The 18,659-nt window shown below is 60.8% G+C and carries 17 protein-coding genes and 2 tRNA genes; 14 read left to right on the forward strand and 5 right to left on the reverse strand.

Annotation, left to right across the window (positions count from 1 at the left end):
* Positions 1–13 precede the first annotated feature (13 nt).
* From yidD to rpmH, 3 genes are read right to left on the reverse strand one after another with little or no spacing between them, the layout of a single operon-like run.
* A complete protein-coding gene (gene yidD / locus ACQCST_RS01395) occupies positions 14–409 on the reverse strand; it encodes a membrane protein insertion efficiency factor YidD (protein WP_426997594.1) in 396 nt (131 codons plus the stop codon).
* The gene (rnpA, locus tag ACQCST_RS01400) at positions 402–812 is read right to left on the reverse strand and encodes a ribonuclease P protein component (protein ID WP_426997595.1); all 411 of its coding nucleotides are present in this window, start codon (positions 810–812) and stop codon (positions 402–404) included. Before rnpA ends, yidD begins: the two co-directional genes overlap by 8 nt.
* Before the next feature lie 41 nt (positions 813–853).
* The gene (rpmH, locus tag ACQCST_RS01405) at positions 854–991 is read right to left on the reverse strand and encodes a 50S ribosomal protein L34 (protein WP_062008104.1); all 138 of its coding nucleotides are present in this window, start codon (positions 989–991) and stop codon (positions 854–856) included.
* A 466-nt stretch (positions 992–1,457) separates the two neighbouring features.
* Here rpmH and dnaA point away from each other — a divergent pair, with 466 nt between their 5' ends.
* The 12 genes from dnaA (at position 1,458) to ACQCST_RS01465 (ending at position 14,630) form a co-directional block, all read left to right on the forward strand.
* Positions 1,458–2,879, forward strand: a complete 1,422-nt coding sequence (gene dnaA, locus ACQCST_RS01410; protein WP_426997596.1) for a chromosomal replication initiator protein DnaA — start codon at positions 1,458–1,460, stop codon at positions 2,877–2,879.
* A gap of 439 nt (positions 2,880–3,318) precedes the next feature.
* Positions 3,319–4,443: a DNA polymerase III subunit beta gene (gene dnaN / locus ACQCST_RS01415; RefSeq protein ID WP_426997597.1), complete on the forward strand. Its 1,125-nt coding sequence runs from the start codon at positions 3,319–3,321 to the stop codon at positions 4,441–4,443.
* Between the two features lie 116 nt (positions 4,444–4,559).
* Positions 4,560–5,444: a phosphogluconate dehydrogenase (NAD(+)-dependent, decarboxylating) gene (gnd, locus tag ACQCST_RS01420; protein WP_426997598.1), complete on the forward strand. Its 885-nt coding sequence runs from the start codon at positions 4,560–4,562 to the stop codon at positions 5,442–5,444.
* 42 nt (positions 5,445–5,486) lie between these two features.
* On the forward strand, positions 5,487–6,686 hold the full coding sequence (gene recF / locus ACQCST_RS01425) for a DNA replication/repair protein RecF (RefSeq protein ID WP_426997599.1): 1,200 nt from the start codon (positions 5,487–5,489) through the stop codon (positions 6,684–6,686).
* Positions 6,673–7,236: a DUF721 domain-containing protein gene (locus tag ACQCST_RS01430; RefSeq protein ID WP_426997600.1), complete on the forward strand. Its 564-nt coding sequence runs from the start codon at positions 6,673–6,675 to the stop codon at positions 7,234–7,236. The genes recF and ACQCST_RS01430 overlap by 14 nt, the downstream gene beginning before the upstream one ends.
* Before the next feature lie 521 nt (positions 7,237–7,757).
* Complete coding sequence (gene gyrB, locus ACQCST_RS01435; protein ID WP_426997601.1) at positions 7,758–9,731, forward strand: DNA topoisomerase (ATP-hydrolyzing) subunit B; 1,974 nt, start codon at positions 7,758–7,760, stop codon at positions 9,729–9,731.
* A 63-nt stretch (positions 9,732–9,794) separates the two neighbouring features.
* Positions 9,795–12,470: a DNA gyrase subunit A gene (gene gyrA, locus ACQCST_RS01440; protein ID WP_426997602.1), complete on the forward strand. Its 2,676-nt coding sequence runs from the start codon at positions 9,795–9,797 to the stop codon at positions 12,468–12,470.
* Positions 12,467–13,102 carry a DUF3566 domain-containing protein gene (locus ACQCST_RS01445; protein WP_426997603.1) on the forward strand — a complete coding sequence of 212 codons (636 nt, stop codon included), beginning with the start codon at positions 12,467–12,469 and terminating at the stop codon, positions 13,100–13,102. Before gyrA ends, ACQCST_RS01445 begins: the two co-directional genes overlap by 4 nt.
* 96 nt (positions 13,103–13,198) lie before the next feature.
* Positions 13,199–13,272 (forward strand) — tRNA-Ile (locus ACQCST_RS01450).
* Positions 13,273–13,331: 59 nt separating this feature from the next.
* Positions 13,332–13,448 (forward strand): DLW-39 family protein, encoded by a 117-nt coding sequence (locus ACQCST_RS01455; protein WP_247041699.1) that lies wholly within the window; start codon positions 13,332–13,334, stop codon positions 13,446–13,448.
* Between the two features lie 72 nt (positions 13,449–13,520).
* Positions 13,521–13,596, forward strand: a tRNA-Ala gene (locus ACQCST_RS01460).
* 107 nt (positions 13,597–13,703) lie between these two features.
* Positions 13,704–14,630, forward strand: coding sequence for a DMT family transporter (locus tag ACQCST_RS01465; protein ID WP_426997604.1), 927 nt, complete (start codon positions 13,704–13,706; stop codon positions 14,628–14,630).
* Positions 14,631–14,681: 51 nt separating this feature from the next.
* Here the strand turns inward: ACQCST_RS01465 and ACQCST_RS01470 are convergent, their stop codons facing one another.
* Together ACQCST_RS01470 and ACQCST_RS01475 are read right to left on the reverse strand one after the other, a co-directional pair.
* Entirely contained in the window at positions 14,682–15,557 is an 876-nt protein-coding gene (locus ACQCST_RS01470; RefSeq protein ID WP_426997605.1) for a glycosyltransferase, read from the reverse strand.
* 130 nt (positions 15,558–15,687) lie between these two features.
* On the reverse strand, positions 15,688–16,716 hold the full coding sequence (locus ACQCST_RS01475; protein ID WP_426997606.1) for a hypothetical protein: 1,029 nt from the start codon (positions 16,714–16,716) through the stop codon (positions 15,688–15,690).
* Between the two features lie 155 nt (positions 16,717–16,871).
* On the opposite strand from ACQCST_RS01475, the gene ACQCST_RS01480 reads away from it, so the two are divergent.
* Both ACQCST_RS01480 and ACQCST_RS01485 read left to right on the forward strand, forming a co-directional pair.
* Positions 16,872–17,417, forward strand: coding sequence for a peptidylprolyl isomerase (locus ACQCST_RS01480; protein ID WP_426997607.1), 546 nt, complete (start codon positions 16,872–16,874; stop codon positions 17,415–17,417).
* A 15-nt stretch (positions 17,418–17,432) separates the two neighbouring features.
* Positions 17,433–18,314 (forward strand): rhomboid family intramembrane serine protease, encoded by an 882-nt coding sequence (locus ACQCST_RS01485; protein WP_426997608.1) that lies wholly within the window; start codon positions 17,433–17,435, stop codon positions 18,312–18,314.
* The last annotated feature ends 345 nt before the right edge of the window (positions 18,315–18,659 follow it).

Raw genomic sequence — 18,659 nt, forward strand, 5'->3', positions numbered from 1 at the left:
TTATCCCTATTCGTCAGGCCGCAGAGCGGCCTTCTCCATCAGACCGAGCAGCCAGATAAATATCCGGATTGTTCATCACAACAATTGTGGGGGTGCGGTTTTCAGGCCATTCCCGGTGACCCGCGGGGACATGGTCCACACCGCCGGCATTCCATGGGTGACAGTGTGAGAGGCGCCTGGCCGCAAGCCAGCTTCCTTTCACAGCACCGTGGACAGTGATTGCTTCAAGCGCGTACGCCGAGCATGAGGGAAAAAAGCGGCACACCTGGCCGTACAGCGGTGAAATCACCTTGCGGTACGTGAGCAGCAGCAGAATCAGTACAGTGCGGGGCAGGTTCCAGATGACCTTGCCGAGCGCAGCAGATGAGGAAACAAGGAGGCGGACGACGGCGGCAGTCAGGTTAAGCACGCTGTGTCCCTTCCTGTGTTGTTCCGTTCGAACCCTTAGTTGCAGCCTGAGGAAGGCGGCTGACAAGCCGGTTCATCGTTGTTTCCAGGGCGGCGGTGTATTCCGCCGACAGTTGGTCCCAGCCGGCAGTTGCAGATGCAGGCAGAGCCCGCACCACAATAGCGAATCCGGTACTGTACTCGCGCAGCGAGGCAGCACCGATTTCCCTCAGTCTTCTCTTAACGAGATTCCTGGCCACAGCGTTCCCAACGCTCTTGGAGACGATGAACCCGATCCTGCTGGGTTCATCGTCAGCGATAGTTACCGCATATAACACTAAGTTCCGACGTCCATTGCGGACGCCGGAACGTACAGTTGTTGAAAATTCGCTTGCCGTCCTCAAACGGTTCCTGGTGGCTAGCACCGTAAAACCAGCAAAGAGAAGATGACCGACGAGTCAGTTATTTAGGCCGACAGTTCGATGCGGCCCTTGCCACGACGGGCTGCCAGGATGGCACGGCCGGCACGGGTACGCATACGAAGGCGGAAGCCGTGCTTCTTGGCTCGACGGCGGTTATTCGGCTGAAAAGTCCGCTTGCTCACGTTAGTTACTCCAGTGGATCAAAGGTGCGCCCACCCGATCAAAAAGGGGAAGAACTGGCCGACGCTAAGTTTTGTATATGCACACTTCCCTCACTGCTCGGACGAGATGTGTCTGAACGGTTCAAATGAGGTGAAAAAGTGCGCACAAAGGACTTCACCACGTTAGGGCAAAATACCTACCAGAGTCAAACCGGGGCGCTGGCTGGGACCTTTCCACAGCTGTGGCTAACGCACCTCCGCAGGCTGTGGATGAACTGGGTCACAGGGCCTATTTTTGAACCACAACGATGTAATTATCCACAAGCTACTTCCCAGCTATCTTATGTGGTTTTCATCCCCTAGAGTGGCTCAGTAGCCGATTATCCACGGACTGTGCATAACCCTGTGGATGAAGCCGGACCAGCTTCCTGGTTCACGGCTTGTGGCTGCAGCTAATGCAGGCAAGCAAGTGTTGAGGAACTGATTGATGACAGTAGACGAAGCAAACCACGCCAATACTGTCGGAAGTTCCTGGCGGAGGGTTGTCAGCCTGCTGGAGCAGGACGATCGTGTTTCACCCCGACAGCGCGGCTTTGTCATCCTCGCCCAGGCACAGGGGCTCATCGGATCAACACTTCTAGTGGCCGTACCCAACGAACTCACCCGCGAGGTTCTCCAGACCCAGGTCAAGGAAGCCCTCGACGATGCCCTCCACAACGTCTTCTCTGACGACATCCGGTGCGCAATCGACGTAGACACCGATCTGGTGCCGATCCACGAAGAGCCGGAACCCGCCGTCGAACAGTCTTTTACCTCAGATCAGTTGATCGAGCAGAAGCCGCAGCCCATGCTGCCCAGCACTTCACATGAATTCGGCCGTCTGAACCCGAAATACGTTTTCGATACATTTGTGATCGGTTCCTCAAACCGCTTCGCCCATGCTGCGGCCGTCGCTGTGGCTGAAGCCCCCGCCAAGGCGTACAACCCGTTGTTTATCTACGGTGATTCAGGCCTGGGCAAGACCCACCTGCTCCATGCAATCGGCCACTATGCCAGGCGGCTGTACAGCGGAATCCGGGTCCGGTACGTGAATTCAGAGGAATTCACCAACGACTTCATCAACTCAATCCGGGACGATGAGGGGACAAGTTTCAAGACGACCTACCGAAATGTAGACGTCCTGCTGATTGATGACATCCAGTTCCTGGCCGGCAAGGACCGGACTCTGGAGGAGTTCTTCCACACCTTTAACGCCCTGCACAACAACAACAAGCAGGTAGTCATTACCTCGGATCAGCCCCCCAAGCTCTTGGCTGGATTCGAAGACCGGATGAAGTCACGCTTCGAGTGGGGCCTCCTCACGGACATCCAGCCGCCGGAACTTGAAACCCGAATCGCGATTCTCCGGAAGAAGGCGCTCAGCGAAGGGCTGTCCGCGCCGGATGATGCCCTGGAATACATCGCCTCCAAGATCTCCAGCAACATCCGCGAACTCGAGGGTGCCCTCATCCGCGTCACCGCCTTCGCGAGCCTGAACCGGCAGCCCGTGGACGTGGCTCTTGCTGAAATGGTGCTGAAGGACCTCATCACCGACGACGGCGCCCAGGAAATCACCTCCAGCCAGATCCTGACGCAGACCGCTGAGTACTTCAAGCTCAGCATGGAAGAACTCTGCAGCAAGTCCCGGACCCGGACTCTGGTGACCGCACGTCAGATCGCCATGTACCTCTGCCGGGAGCTGACGGACATGTCCCTTCCGAAGATCGGTCAGGAGCTCGGGGGCCGAGACCACACCACGGTGATCCACGCCGACCGCAAGATCCGCGAACTGATGGCCGAGCGCCGTGTGATTTACAACCAGGTCACGGAACTGACCAACCGGATTAAGCAGCAGCAGCGGGATTCCTGAGCCCGACGTCATCGCACATCCCTACCTTATTAACAGGGGCATGTGGATAACCCTGTGGATAGTTAAGGGGACAAGTGCGGTTAATGGGCTTAAAACCCTTAAGGCAGCTGTGGATCAGCTGCGGGGCCAAAAATGTTATCCCCATCCACAGCCTGTTTAAAACCTGCGCCGCCCACAACCCATGAACAGGGCTTAACCCCGGAATCTCGCGGTGAGGAAGGGTTATCCACAGTTTCCACAGCAGTTATTAACACTACTAATCCCAATTAATTGAAATTTCCTCAAACAACAATTTCCTGCCCCCTCCGCACACCGGCCCGTCCAGCGGGCAAATCAGGCCCCCTGCCTGCCGGGGGATGGGAGAAAGACACATCTTGCGGCTAAGCTGTCACAAGGTTTGAGCAATGACAGCAGCAGCAATGAAAGGCGGCACCCTTCCGTGAAGTTCAGAGTCGAACGGGACGTCCTGGCAGAAGCCGTCACGTGGACAGCCCGGTCCTTGTCTCCGCGGCCGCCCGTACCGGTCCTCTCAGGGCTGCTTCTCAAAGCTGAAGCCGGCACTGTCAGCCTCTCGAGTTTTGACTATGAAACCTCCGCCCGGCTGGAGATTGCGGCCGACGTCACCGCCGAGGGCACCATTTTGGTCTCGGGGCGTCTGCTTGCGGACATCTGCCGCAGCTTGCCGTCGGCACCGGTGGATGTAGAGACCGACGGCAGTAAAGTGACACTCACGTGCCGCCGAAGCAGCTTCCACCTGGCTACCATGCCGGAGGCTGAGTACCCGCCCTTGCCTGCTTTGCCGACTATCAGCGGAACAGTGCCCGGCGACTCGTTTGCCCAGGCCGTTTCACAGGTCATCATCGCGGCCAGCAAGGACGACACCCTCCCCATTCTGACCGGTGTCAGGATGGAAATTGAGGACGATCTCATCACGCTGCTTGCCACGGACCGCTACCGGCTGGCCATGCGCGAAGTTCCCTGGAAGCCGGTCACTCCGGGGATTTCAACGAGTGCCCTGGTCAAAGCCAAAACCCTCAATGAGGTAGCCAAAACTCTGGGTAACAGCGGTGATATCAACCTCGCCATTGCCGACGACGACAGCCGGCTTATCGGTTTTGAGAGCGGCGGCCGCACCACAACCTCACTGCTCGTTGACGGGGATTATCCCAAGATCCGTTCGCTGTTTCCGGATTCCACCCCGATCCACGCGACGGTGCAGACCCAGGAACTCGTGGAAGCCGTCCGCCGTGTTTCCCTCGTGGCTGAGCGCAATACGCCGGTCCGCCTCGCGTTCACGGAGGGTCAGCTGCACCTTGATGCCGGTACCGGTGAAGATGCCCAGGCCTCCGAGGAGCTTGAGGCTCAGCTCTCCGGTGAAGAGATCACGGTTGCCTTCAACCCGCACTACCTGGTGGAGGGGCTCAGCGTGATCGAAACCAAGTACGTACGGTTCTCTTTCACCACTGCACCCAAACCGGCCATGATCACGGCTCAGGTTGATGCCGACGGTGAAGACCAGGGTGACTACCGGTACCTGGTAATGCCGGTCCGCCTGCCTAACTGACCCGCAGCAGATGTCTCTATGAAGGCCAAAACGACATCTGATGCGAGCTAGTTGGGTGCAGATCTACCTTCCCCACACCGTCAACTCAACCACCAGCGCAGAAAAGAGTTCATGCCGTGCACATCGGACTGATCGGCCTTGGGAAAATGGGTTTCAATATGCGCGAAAGGCTGCGCAAGGGCGGAATCGAAGTCACCGGCTTTGATCGCAACCCGGACGTCACCGATGTCGCTTCCGTCGATGAACTGATAGCAGCCGTTCCAGTCCCGCGCCTGATCTGGGTGATGGTCCCGTCCGGTGACATCACTGATGCCGTGATTGCGGAGCTGGGCCAAAAACTGGAGCCAGGCGATCTGGTGATCGATGGTGGCAACTCCCGGTTCACCGAGGACCAGAAGCACGGTGCCGCCCTTGCCGAAAAGGGCATCCGATTTGCTGATTGCGGTGTTTCAGGCGGTGTGTGGGGTCTGCGGAACGGCTACGGCCTGATGGCAGGCGGCGACACAACAGACATTGAACGCGCACTTCCCGTTTTTGATGTGCTGCGCCCCGACGGCGAACGCGCGGACAGTTTTGTCCACGTGGGGGGTGTTGGTGCCGGCCACTACGCCAAGATGGTGCACAATGGCATCGAATACGGTCTGATGCAGGCGTACGCAGAAGGCTATGAACTGCTGGCTGCCAAGGACATCGTCACTGACCTTCCCGGAACATTCCGTGCGTGGCAAAAAGGCACAGTCGTGCGGTCCTGGCTCCTGGATCTTATGGTCAAGGCCCTGGATGAGGATCCGGGACTGGAATCCATTGATGACTACGTTGAAGATTCCGGGGAAGGCCGCTGGACCGTGGAAGAGGCCATCGCCAATGCCGTTCCCGCACCGGCCATCACCGCTGCACTCTTCGCACGTTTCTCCTCCCGCGAGGACAACTCGCCAGCCATGAAAATGGTTTCCGCATTGCGCCACCAGTTCGGCGGGCATGCCACCCGTCCGGCCAAGTAACACTCACCTGAACCCCGTGGGTCCAGAGAATTCCGAGCTGGCGTGTATTTAGAACACCTTTCGCTGACTGATTTCCGCAGTTATGCCCAAGTTGATCTCGCACTGGAACCGGGCGTAACGGTCTTGTTGGGTGCCAACGGCATCGGCAAGACCAACCTGATGGAAGCAATCGGATATCTGGCCACGCTCAGTTCGCACCGCGTCAGCTCCGACGGTCCGCTGATGCGTTTTGGGACAGAACGCGCACTGATCCGCGCCAGGCTTGTGCGTGGTGAACAGGCCACATTGCTTGAACTGGAAATCAACGGCACCCGGGCCAACCGTGGCCGGATCAACCGGAGCAACCCCGTCCGGGCCCGTGACATCCTGGGTATCTGTCACACGGTGCTGTTCGCTCCGGAAGACCTGGCCCTTGTTAAAGGAGACCCCTCCAACCGGCGCAGGTTCCTGGATGAGCTGCTGGTGAGCCTGATCCCGCGGCATGCGGCAACGCGAAGTGACTATGACCGGGTCCTTAAGCAGCGTAACGCCCTGCTGAAGTCAGCCCGGGCCGGAAAATTTTCGTCCGGACATGAGGCAACCCTGGATGTGTGGGACCAACATATGGCCCGGGCCGGCGCCGAGCTTTTGTTTGCACGGCTGGAGTTAGTGGAGCGTCTCCGGCCGCATTTGAACGGTGCCTACGCACAGCTGACTGATGGTTCCAAGGAAGCGGGCGCCATCTACCGCTCGAGCCTCCAGGGTTTGATTGACGACGACGGTACTGCAGCCGGTCACCCGGGCGCGGCCGCCGCCGTCGATGGGTCTGAAGACCTCAGGCTGCTGACAGTCGATCAGCTCACTGATCGCTATGTGCAGGCGTTTGCGGCGTCGCGGCGCAAGGAGCTGGAACGCGGCATTTCGCTGGTGGGCCCGCACCGGGACGAACTGGAACTGGTGTTGGGGGAAGCACCGGCCAAGGGATATGCCTCGCATGGCGAAACCTGGTCCATGTGTCTGTCGCTCCGCCTGGCGTCGTATTATGTGATGCTCGATGATGCCCGCACAGGCGGATCTGCCCCGATCCTGATCCTCGACGACGTTTTTGCCGAGCTGGATGTCCAGCGGCGGCGTAAGCTTGCGGCAATAGTAGCCGGCGCAGAACAGGTTCTGGTGACCGCCGCCGTCGAAGCCGACATTCCGGAAGAACTGGCCGGGCGGAGGGTGATGGTTATCCCGGGAGGAATCGATGAACAGGGATAAGGACGGCGGTCTCCAGCCAGGCCGCGATCCCGACGACATCGATGCCCCACAGGCCGCACTGAGCCGGATGCGCGAAGCTGCCGCTGCGCGGGGCGAAATCCGGCGGGTCGCGCCGCGGGCGGGTAGTAGCACCCAGAAGCAGCAGCGCCGCGGAAACCGGGACACCCGCGGGTTCAGCCAATTTCATTCGACCGGCCGTGATCCGCTGGGTCTCGGCAAAGTGGTGGGACGGCTGGTGGCTGAACGTGGTTGGACATCGCCGGTGGCTGTGGGATCCGTGATGGCGCAATGGGGTGCCCTGGTGGGGCCGGAAATTTCCGCCCACTGCACACCCGAAAGCTTCAGCGACACCACTTTGCATGTGCGCTGCGATTCCACCGCCTGGGCCACACAGCTCCGTCTTCTGAGCATCAGCCTGCTGGATAAGTTCAGGACCGAGCTTGGTGACGGTGTGGTTACCAGCATCCAGGTGCTCGGCCCGTCGGCACCCAGCTGGCGCAAGGGCATTCGCACGGTCAACGGCCGTGGCCCCCGCGATACGTACGGGTAGCAGCAGGGGGACGGACGCTTTCTTGGACTGCCGGCGTCGCGGCTCTTGAATAATCCACAAACGCCGTGTAGGACGTTCAAACTCCAGAGGGGCGTATAGGCACCCAAAGCAGGTACCGCTGGGGCCGTGCAGGTGGAGTCAATGGCCTCACAGGGGCACTTTGCTTGCCGTGTGTGGCCCTGGAATGCGAGTTAACGCCAGTTAACACGGTAGAATCTCTGTAGATAACTGGGCGCCGGTGAAACGTTGACTGAGTCCGTTTTCCCGAGCGCTTGCAGCGAGCAGGAGACGGTTCCGCCAGTCAGTCAAGTACCCTGCGCCATCCGTTTGTGCCTGTTGGCGGAAGCTTCTCCCTCGGGAGACGGCATCGGCCGGCCATCATCGAATACAGAGGAGTCGAAAGCGCCTGTGGCTAACGACAATGCAGATATCCAGGCAGTGGAACCCGCAATTGAGGATGCCCGTACCCCCGATACACCGGGGGCCGCGGCCCCCGGGAATACGGTGCCAGCGACATCACGGTGCTCGAGGGACTGGAAGCAGTACGCAAGCGACCGGGCATGTACATCGGTTCCACCGGCCCCCGTGGCCTCCACCACCTGGTCTATGAGGTGGTGGACAACTCTGTCGATGAGGCCCTTGCCGGGTATTGCACCCACATCGAAATTGTTCTTCAGGCCGACGGCGGCGTCAAAGTAGTTGATGACGGTCGCGGCATTCCGGTGGATATGCACCCCACCGAACACAAGCCGACCATTGAAGTTGTTATGACAATCCTGCACGCCGGAGGAAAATTCGGCGGCGGCGGGTATGCCGTCTCCGGTGGCCTGCACGGCGTGGGCATCTCGGTGGTGAACGCACTCTCCAGCAGGGTGAACACGGAGGTCCGGCGCCAGGGCTACGTGTGGCGGATGTCCTTCGCCGACGGTGGGAAGACGCAGGGCGGGCTCGTCCAGGGCGACGCAACGGATCAGACCGGCACCACGCAGACGTTCTATCCGGACGCGGGCATCTTTGAAAGCACCGAATTCGATTTTGAAACGCTGCGCGCCCGCTTCCAGCAGATGGCCTTCCTGAACAAGGGACTGCGCATCACACTCACTGATGAGCGCCGCGCCACCGAGGAACCGGACGACGACGGCGATCTTGACCTCGACGCAGTGGTCACCGAAGGCGAAGTCACCGCTGAGTACCGCACCGTGGTGTACCAGTACAACGACGGCCTGCTGGACTATGTGAAGCACCTCAATTCCGGCAAGAAGGTGGATGTGGTCCACGAAGACGTGATCGCCTTTGAAACCGAGGACAAGGACCGCAAGATCGCTCTTGAAATGGCGATGCAGTGGACCACCGCGTACTCGGAGAGCGTCCATACCTACGCCAACACCATCAACACCCATGAGGGTGGCACGCACGAGGAGGGATTCCGCGCCGCGATGACCTCGCTCATCAACCGCTATGCGCGGGAAAAAAGCATTATCAAGGAAAAGGATGACAACCTCACCGGTGATGACATCCGCGAAGGCCTGACCGCGGTTATCTCGGTGAAGCTTGCCGAGCCGCAGTTCGAAGGACAGACCAAGACCAAGCTGGGTAACTCCGAGGTCAAGGGCTTTGTCCAGCGTGTGGTCACCGATGGCCTGGGCGACTGGCTGGAGCGAAACCCCGGCCCGGCCCGCGACGTCATCCGCAAGGCGATTTCCGCGGCACAGGCCCGGATGGCTGCGCGCAAGGCGCGCGACAATGCACGCCGGAAGAGCCCGCTGGAATCCTTCGGCATGCCCGGAAAGCTCTCAGACTGCTCCTCCAAGGATCCGGCCAGGTGTGAGGTGTACCTCGTGGAGGGCGACTCCGCAGGCGGATCCGCTAAGCGCGGCCGTAACCCGGAGACACAGGCCATTCTGCCCCTGCGCGGCAAGATCCTGAACGTGGAACGTGCCCGGCTGGACAAGGCACTTGGCAACAACGAGGTCCAGTCCATGATCACGGCTTTCGGCACCGGCATCGGCGAAGACTTCGATCTGAGCAAGCTGCGCTACCACAAGATCGTGCTGATGGCCGATGCCGACGTTGACGGCCAGCACATCACCACGCTCCTGATGACCCTGCTGTTCCGCTACATGCGCCCGCTCATCGAGAACGGCTACGTGTACCTGGCACAGCCCCCGCTGTACCGGATCAAGTGGTCAAACGCGCCGCACGATTACGTCTTCAGCGACAAGCAGCGCGACGCAAAGCTGCTCTCCGGCCAGGCTGCTGGCCGCCGTATCCCCAAGGACAACGGCATACAGCGCTACAAGGGACTGGGTGAGATGGACTACACGGAACTGTGGGACACCACCATGGATCCGGACCGCCGCACCCTCCTGCAGGTCACCATGGATGATGCCCTGGCCGCCGATCAGACCTTCTCCGTGCTGATGGGCGAGGATGTCGAATCACGCCGTAACTTCATTCAGCAGAACGCCAAGGATGTCAGGTTCCTGGATATCTAGTGAGGCCACAAGCCCCCGAGACATTCCACAACTGACATATACCTGAAACGGAAAATACAGACTATGAGTGACGAAACACCCGAAGTTCCCGCGGACTCCGCCGGTGAACTGGAAGCAGTACTGGAAGGCGACGTGCTGACCGACCGCGTGGAGCAGGTGGATCTGCAGACAGAAATGCAGCGGTCCTACTTGGACTACGCCATGGCCGTCATTGTGGGCCGCGCCCTCCCCGATGTCCGGGATGGCCTGAAGCCTGTCCACCGCCGTGTGCTGTACGCAATGTTCGACGGCGGATACCGGCCGGACCGCTCCTTCAACAAGTGTGCCCGTGTAGTTGGTGAGGTCATGGGCCAGTACCACCCCCACGGTGATACCGCTATCTATGATGCCCTGGTCCGGCTGATCCAGGACTGGACCATGCGCTACCCGCTGGCCCTAGGGCAGGGCAACTTCGGTTCACCCGGCAACGACGGCGCAGCTGCTCCGCGGTATACGGAAACCAAAATGGCGCCCCTGGCCATGGAAATGGTCCGTGACATAGACGAGGAAACCGTTGATTTCCAGGACAACTACGACGGCAAGAACCAGGAGCCCACCATTCTGCCGGCACGGTTCCCCAACCTGCTGGTCAACGGTTCGTCGGGCATCGCCGTCGGCATGGCGACCAACATCCCGCCGCACAACCTCCGTGAAGTAGCGGAGGGCGTGCAGTGGTACCTGGCCAACCCGACGGCCGGCCGCGAAGAGCTGCTTGAGGAACTGCTGCTCCGCATTAAGGGCCCCGATTTTCCCACCGGCGCCACCATCCTGGGCCACAAGGGAATTGAGGATGCCTACCGTACCGGCCGGGGCTCTGTGACAATGCGTGCCGTGGTCAATGTGGAGGAGCTCCAGGGCCGCACCTGCCTGGTGGTCACTGAATTGCCCTACCAGGCCAACCCGGACAACCTGGCCATCAAGATCGCCGAGCTGGTCAAGGACGGCAAGATCCAGGGAATCGCGGATCTCCGCGACGAGACTTCCGGCCGCACCGGCCAGCGCCTGGTCATCGTGCTCAAGCGTGACGCCGTGGCCAAGGTGGTGCTGAACAACCTCTACAAGCACACCCAGCTGCAGGAGAATTTCTCCGCGAACATGCTGGCTATTGTGGACGGGGTGCCCCGAACGCTGAGTCTGGATGCGTTTATCCGTCACTGGGTTACCCACCAGATGGACGTCATCGCCCGCCGCACGCGGTACCGCCTGCGCAAGGCCGAGGAAGAAGCACACATTCTGCGTGCGCTACTGAAGGCACTGGACATGCTGGATGAGGTCATTGCCCTGATCCGTGCCTCCAACACCACCGAAGCAGCGCGTGACGGGCTGATGCAGCTGCTGGATATCGATGAGCTTCAGTCCCGCGCCATCCTGGACATGCAGCTGCGCCGCCTTGCGGCCCTGGAACGCCAGAAGATCCAGGACCGGCATGGGGAACTCGAAACCATGATCGCCGAGTTCAACTCGATCCTGGCCTCCGAGGAACGCCAGCGTCAAATCATCAGCACCGAACTCGCGGAAATCGTGGCCAAGCACGGAGATGACCGCCGCACCAAGATCCTGATGGGTTTCGACGGCGACATGTCCATGGAGGACCTCATCCCAGAGGAGGAGATGGTGGTCACCATTACCCGCGGTGGTTACGTCAAGCGCACCCGCAGTGACAACTACCGTTCCCAGCAGCGTGGCGGCAAGGGCATCAAGGGTGCCCAGCTGCGCGGCGATGATGTTGTGGAACATTTCTTCGTTACCACCACCCACCACTGGCTGCTGTTCTTCACCAACCTCGGACGCGTGTACCGTGCAAAGGCATACGAGCTGGTGGAGGCGGGCCGTGACGCCAAGGGCCAGCACGTGGCAAACCTGCTTGCATTCCAGCCGGACGAGCACATCGCCCAGGTGCTGGATATGAAGGACTACCAGCATTCTCCCTACCTGGTGCTCGCCACCAAGCGGGGGCTCGTCAAGAAAACCCGGCTTGAGGACTACGACACCAATCGCTCGGCCGGCGTCATCGCCATCAACCTGCGGGATGGGGATGAGCTCGTCTCCGCCCAACTGGTGTCCGAGACCGATGACATGATGCTGGTGTCGCGCAAGGGCCAGTCCATCCGCTTCACTGCAACGGATGATGCCCTCCGCCCCATGGGCCGGGCCACCTCCGGTGTCACCGGCATGAAGTTCCGTGAGGACGATGAACTGCTGGCAGCCAACGTGGTGACAGACGGCTCGTTCGTTTTTATTGTGACCGAGGGCGGCTACGCCAAGCGCACCGCCGTGGAGGAATACCGCCTGCAGGGACGTGGCGGGCTGGGCATCAAGGTGGCCAAGCTCGCTGAGGAACGCGGTGACCTGGTGGGTGCACTGATTGTCCAGGAGGAAGATGAGGTCCTGGTGGTTATGGAGGGCGGCAAGGTGGTCCGGTCCTCGGTGGCCGGGGTTCCGGCCAAGGGACGCGACACCATGGGTGTGATCTTCGCAAAGCCGGACAAGAATGACCGGATTATCGAGGTGGCACGGAACAGTGAACGTGGGCTGGAGGGTGAGGAATCTCCGGAGGATGACGTAACGTTGGCAGAAGATGCCGGATCACATGAGGGGTCCAACGAGGCAGCACTGGCAGAATCAGCACCGGCCGCGGAGTCAGATGACGACGCCGGCGATGCTGAGCCGAACGAAGACAACACCGGAGGTAACGCATGAGTAATTCCGACTCATATCCCCAGCCGAGCAGCAATGTTCCCGGCGGGACACGGCAGCCCGCGACGGCACCCGGCGTCAACGCACCGGTGCGTCCGCAGCAGCGGCCCGCAGCGCCGTCAGGTCTCCCCGGCCAGCGGCCCGCAGCGCCGGGACAGCGTCCGGCGCAGGGCCAGCCTGGCACCGGAAGCCAGCGCCCCGCCGCGCAGGCACCGGGTCAGCGGATACGCCCCGGCACACCAGGTCTGATCAAGCCGGCACCTAAGGCCAAGATGCGCCGCGCGCGCCTGCTGGTCAGCAAGGTGGACCCGTGGTCCGTCCTGAAAATGGCTTTCCTGCTCTCTGTTGCCCTGGGCATTGTCACAGTGGTTGCCGCGATAGTGCTGTGGACAGTTCTGGATCTCACCGGCATCTTCGATCAGGTGGACAGTCTGCTGGGGACGCTCTCAGGATCCGAAGGCGGCGGCTTCGAGCTCAAGAAGGTGGCATCGCTGGGCCAAGTGGCGTCCTTTGCCACTATCATCGCGGTGGTCAACGTAGTGTTGCTGACCGCATTGTCCATGCTTTCCGCCGTGCTCTATAACATCGCTGCGACTCTGGTGGGCGGCATCGGCGTCACGCTGACCGACGATTAGGACCGCAATATTCCGGAAATTATCCGGTTGAAACCCTCGATTTGAGATCGGGCCGGGATGTACTGTAAAGTCGTATCTCGGCCCGATGAGGCATCGGGGCGTATAGCTCAGGCGGTTAGAGCGCTTCGCTGATAACGAAGAGGTCCCAGGTTCAAGTCCTGGTACGCCCACGGAACCTGTACGGGTTCAGGTAAAAGTTCAGCTGAAACTGGACCGGAACGAGGTGCATGTGAAGAAGTTGCTGGTTATTGCAGCTGCTATTGCAGGAGTCTTGCTCTACCGGAAAGTACAGGAGTCCGAAGCCCGGAAAACGGTCTGGAGTGAGTCAACCGATACGGTTGATTAGCCCGGATCCCCGGTACGGAGACCGGTCAGAAGGTCTCCGGGACTAGGGTATGATTGACGGGTTGCTTCTTATGGGGGCATGGCGCAATTGGTAGCGCACCTGCTTTGCAAGCAGGGGGTTCGGGGTTCGAGTCCCCGTGCCTCCACCATAAGAAAGGCCTTGAACTGCGGAAACGTAGTTCAAGGCCTTTTGCTTTGCCCCGGCCCGACTGAAGGACATACCTGGCCGGACGTTTCCGGGAACTAAGGTTGAATCGTGAACTTTTTCCTTGCAGCTCTCGGCGTTCTGGGCGTGGCCTCCTCCGGGCCGCTGATTGCGGCAACACTGGGTGCCACCACAGTGAGCGCCCTGGCCATCGCCTTCTGGCGCAATGCAATCGGGGCCGCAGTTATGGCCACACCTACGCTGGGCCGCGAACCCCGGCAGTTCGGCCAAGTGACGGCCCGCGAGTTCCGGTGGTCGCTGATGGCAGCCAGTGCCCTGGCGCTGCACTTCGGGTGTTTCATCACCTCCCTGCAACTCACATCCGTTGCCGCTGCTACTGCCCTGGTCTGTCTGCAGTCCGCGTGGATCGCCATCTTCCAGCTGTTCCGCGGAATCAGGCACCGCTGGCCGGTGCTGGCAGGACTGGGCATCGCCTGCGGCGGAGTTGCGGCCATCACCGGGTTCGACATGGGCTCCTCGCCCGAAGCACTGCTGGGTGATCTACTGGCGGTCGCTGGTGGCGCCCTGGCGGGCCTCTACACCCTGGCCGGCGGGAAAGCCCGGCAGACCATGACCACGGGAACGTACACCACGCTCTGCTATGGAATGTGCGCAGCCGTGGTGGCGCTGCTGGCACTGTTTTCAGGACAGCCGCTGGTAGGCTTCGACGGCGCCGGTTGGCTAGGCATTATTGCCATCACCATCTGTGCCCAGTTGGTGGGGCACACGGCTTTCAACCATCTGCTGGCGACAATGAGTCCGCTGCTGGTCTCGATGATCATCCTGCTGGAGATACCCGGTGCTGCCTTGCTGGCGGCTGTTTTCCTCAGCGAAACTTTGCCGGCCGGAACGTACGCCGGCCTGACGCTCATTATGGTGGGGCTCGCTGTGGTGGTGATCGGCCAGAAAGGGTCCCGAGGTGCGATTGGCAGAGGCGATCTTCCTGCCCCTCCACTTGTCGGCCTCGGAACTGATTAGGGCCTCTGAACTGATGAGGGAACCGGAACTGATGAGAGCCGGAGCAGGTGCCTACTGCCCGCCGCGGCGGATGGGCTGTGTTGAATTCACAGTGTGGATGGCCCGGAGCAGTTTCGCCGGGAAGTACACGGAGAAGAACACCACCATGGGTGCCTTGAGAGCCATCTTCTTGACGTTGTGCGCTTTGTAGGTGCGGTCGAAGCGGGTCACGTAGTAGCGATAGTCGCGGGGGGAATCCTCGAGCCGCCGTGCGGACATGCCGGAGACCATCTGCGGCCAGTACTGGACCTTGAGTTCGTGGTCAGCGAGGTGCAGGGACAGATCAATGTCCTCGTGCATCTCGTCCTTTTCGTCCCGGCAGGTTTCATCGCGGATAGTCTCCCACGCTGACCGCCGCAGGGCCATATTTGAGCCGAAGAGGAAGTGATACTGATGCTTGGCTAGTTTCAGCATCAGCTGGCGCATTTTATCGTCGGCCTTGAGCCCAAACCGGCGCATGGGCATGTCGTAATAGACCACAGGACCCGTGGCTGCCTGGACTGACACATCATGGAATGCCTTTTGGACCTGTTCCACCCAGTCCGGTTCCACCACCGAATCGGCATCGATGCGGCCCAGCACATCACCCGTGGCGTGGTTCAGGCCAAAATTGCGGGTGGGGATGAGTCCCTGGTCCTGGTTCTGGCTGAGCAGAACAATGGGGCTCTCCGGATACTCGAGCTGCATCTGCGCGACGATGGCCGCAGTCCGGTCCGTGGACTTGTTGTCCACCACAATGATTTCGTATGCCGGCACCGACTGGTACACGGCCGCGATGAGGCACTGCCGGATGACACTTTCCTCGTTATACGCCGGGATGACGATGGACACGCCCGGCAGCTGTGTGGCGTCGTTCAAGGCATCCTCAGTGGATCTATCGGGTGACATCACCTCAAATTTAGCACCGATCGGCAGTTCCCCGGCCGGTGACCGGGTGAAGCCCTGGAAAACTATGGAGGGACCCCGCACCCGGCGGGGCCCCTCCACTTCAACCGCCGCCGACGGCGGCTGCTGAAAGCTACTTATCCGTCACCTTGTGATTGCCGTTGTTCATGTTGGCGGCGATGTTCTTCACGGCGGTCTTGGCATCCTTTGCCACCCGGGCGGCCGTGTCTTTGGCATCTTCGGCAACGTGCTGGGCTTTGTCTGCGGCGTCTTCGGCCGCCGCCTCCACTTTGTCCGCAGCATCATCTGCCGCGTCCTTTGCATCATCCGCTACATCGGCAGCCTTGTCCGCGACATCCCGGGCTGCATCGCCGATGGTGTCCGTGGCCTTGCTGGCGACGTCCGTGATGGTGTTCTTGCCCTCATTGAACGAGGCAGCCGGAACCGGCGCAGGCGTCACCGGCGCAAGTTTGACAGGCGCTGGCGTCTTCCAGGGGTCTTCAACGGGTTTGGAGGCCTTCCAGGCGGCCACGCCGGCAGCCACCGCAGCAGCGATCACACCGAAGACGAGCAGCCGGCGGTGCTTCGGCTTAGCTGGACGGGACAGCTCCGAGGAAACAGCCTGGCTGGCCTGCGACGCGGCAGCCTTCAGCTGCTCGCCGGCTTGCTGTGCCTGGTTCTGGAGGTTGTGCACCACACCGGAGTCAACGAGTTTCTGTGCCACGGAATCCACATGGCCGGGCGCGTTCTCCAGAGTCCGGTGTACGGCTTCGGAAGCGTGGCCGATCTGGTCAGAGAGGCGCGGAAGGTACTCGTCCACCACCTTGTCACGTGCCTGGGAGATCACCGGGGTGGCCCTGTCCAGAGCTTCCTGGAGGCGCGGGGTGGCCTCCTCGACGGCGTCGTGGATCCTGGGCGCGAGCTGGGCCAATCCGTCTTGGATGCGCGGCGTTACAGTCGCTACGCCGTCGGCCAGGTTGTGGGCTGCTGACTTGAGGCCCTCCTGGATCCTGGGCGAAGCGGTGTCCAGGCCGTGCTGGAGGCGGGGAACAGCCCAATTCACGGCTGCTTCAACCCGCGGGCCGGCCCAGTCCTTGGCATTTTCGACTCCGGTGCTGACTGACTGCTCCAGCTCGCGGGCAATACGATCCTTTTTCTTCACAACTACCTCCCGATTAATGTGGCGGTTCTGGAGTTAGCCTACGTGGATTGAACCTGACCGGCTATGATTCCTGCGGATTCCCGGCTGATTTCACCCAGCGCGGAACTGCCGTAACGGCCGCATCCGCGTTGACCGGCCGTGAAAGAATGGGCAGTATGACTGCAATCGCAACCGCAAAAGCAACGATCCACACCAGCCTCGGCGACATCGTCGTAAACCTCTTCGGCAACCACGCGCCCAAGACCGTTAAGAACTTTGTTGGCCTCGCCACGGGCGAGCAGGCCTGGACGCACCCGGAATCCGGTGAGGACAAAACCGGTACGCCGCTTTACGACGGCACCGTCTTCCACCGCATCATCAAGGACTTCATGATCCAGGCAGGCGATCCACTGGGCCGTGGCGTTGGCGGACCGGGCTACAAATTCGACGACGAAATCCACCCCGAACTCAGCTTCAACTCGCCCTACAAGCTGGCCATGGCCAACGCCGGAGTCCAGATGGGAAAGGGCACCAACGGTTCGCAGTTCTTCATCACCACCATCCCCACCGACTGGCTGCAGGGAAAGCACAGCATCTTCGGTGAAGTTGCCGACGAGGAATCCCGCAAGGTTGTTGACGCCATCGAAGGTGTCCGCACCGGCGCAGGCGACCGCCCGGTTGAGGACGTCACCATCAACAGCATCGACATCGAACAGCTCTAGGCGACAAATCAACGCATGAGCTACGGAATTCCGGCGGCAGAGCCGTCCGCGCAGATCCCGGTGTGCCCACGGCACCCGGACCGGCCCTCCTATGTGCGCTGCCAGCGCTGCGGGCGCCCTACATGCCCGGAGTGCCAGCGGCCGGCCGCCGTCGGATTCCAGTGCGTTGACTGTGTCAACGAAACAAGACGTACGACGCCGGCAGTCCGGACCGTCTACGGCGGGGCCGTCGCTGCGGGTAGGCCGCTTGCGACGTTCGGGATCATCGCCCTGTGCGCGCTGGTTTTTGTACTCCAGTGGATTGTTCCCGGCGACGCCGTGTATGAAAACTTTGCCTACGCGACCGTGTATTCCGGCACGGAATTCGGGGTCTTTGAGCCCTGGCGCATGCTCACCGCGGCTTTCCTGCACTCCCAGGGTTTCATCCTGCACATTGTGCTGAATATGTACACGCTGTGGATTTTCGGTCAGGCGCTTGAGCCGCTACTCGGACGCATCCGGTTTATTGCCGTCTATCTGCTCTCCGCCATCGGCGGTTCAGTTGGATTCCTGCTCCTGACGCCCAGCTACATTCCGGGGCAACCGCTGACCGGCGTCGTGGGTGCCTCTGGTGCCATCTTTGGCCTTTTCGGCGCCATGCTGGTGGTCCAGCGGCACCGCGGCGGTGAAACCAGGCAACTGTGGGTGCTGATAGCCATCAATGGCGTCATCGGTTTTGTGATCCCGCAGATCGCCTGGCAGGCACACCTCGGTGGACTGATCACGGGCGGCCTGTGCGCCGCCGTCATCGCCTATGCACCCCGTGGGCCGCGCCAGGGCCTCGTGCAGGCCGGTGGCCTGGTCCTGGTGCTGGGACTCCTGATCGCCGTTGCCTGGTTCCGTGTAATCACCGGCTGAAACCGCCGGCCGCCTCAAGCGTCCCAGTCTCTCCAGTTTTGTTGCCAGCAGCCCCCGCGCCCGTTCCGGACGCGGGGGCTGCTGCGTTCTGGAGTTTTCCACAGGGGTTATCCACACTGTTGGTAACTTACAAAGGTGTAGTTCATCTGTGCATCCCCGCATTGACCGCTCCAGCTGGCGAATTGAGATTATGCTCGCCTCGACTTTCCACAATTGTGGAAAACCGCGAAACAGACGGCTGTGGTTAAGTGGACAACCCAGCGCCATTCTTGGGGCGACGTACGTCCTCAGAGGCTGCCGGCCACGGGGTTGGGCTCCTACGGCCGCGCGGCGGGCCATTGACAG

The sequence above is a fragment of the Pseudarthrobacter sp. N5 genome, assembly GCF_050157035.1.
Classification (GTDB): Bacteria; Actinomycetota; Actinomycetes; order Actinomycetales; family Micrococcaceae; genus Arthrobacter.

Coding starts and splice junctions, on each gene's coding strand:
- ACQCST_RS01470 (WP_426997605.1), bottom strand. CDS start 15,557: ATGTCACCCGATAGATCCACTGAGGATGCCTTGAACGACGCCACACAG.
- ACQCST_RS01445 (WP_426997603.1), top strand. CDS start 12,467: ATGAGTAATTCCGACTCATATCCCCAGCCGAGCAGCAATGTTCCCGGC.
- dnaA (WP_426997596.1), top strand. CDS start 1,458: ATGACAGTAGACGAAGCAAACCACGCCAATACTGTCGGAAGTTCCTGG.
- ACQCST_RS01485 (WP_426997608.1), top strand. CDS start 17,433: ATGAGCTACGGAATTCCGGCGGCAGAGCCGTCCGCGCAGATCCCGGTG.
- ACQCST_RS01430 (WP_426997600.1), top strand. CDS start 6,673: ATGAACAGGGATAAGGACGGCGGTCTCCAGCCAGGCCGCGATCCCGAC.
- gyrA (WP_426997602.1), top strand. CDS start 9,795: ATGAGTGACGAAACACCCGAAGTTCCCGCGGACTCCGCCGGTGAACTG.
- ACQCST_RS01480 (WP_426997607.1), top strand. CDS start 16,872: ATGACTGCAATCGCAACCGCAAAAGCAACGATCCACACCAGCCTCGGC.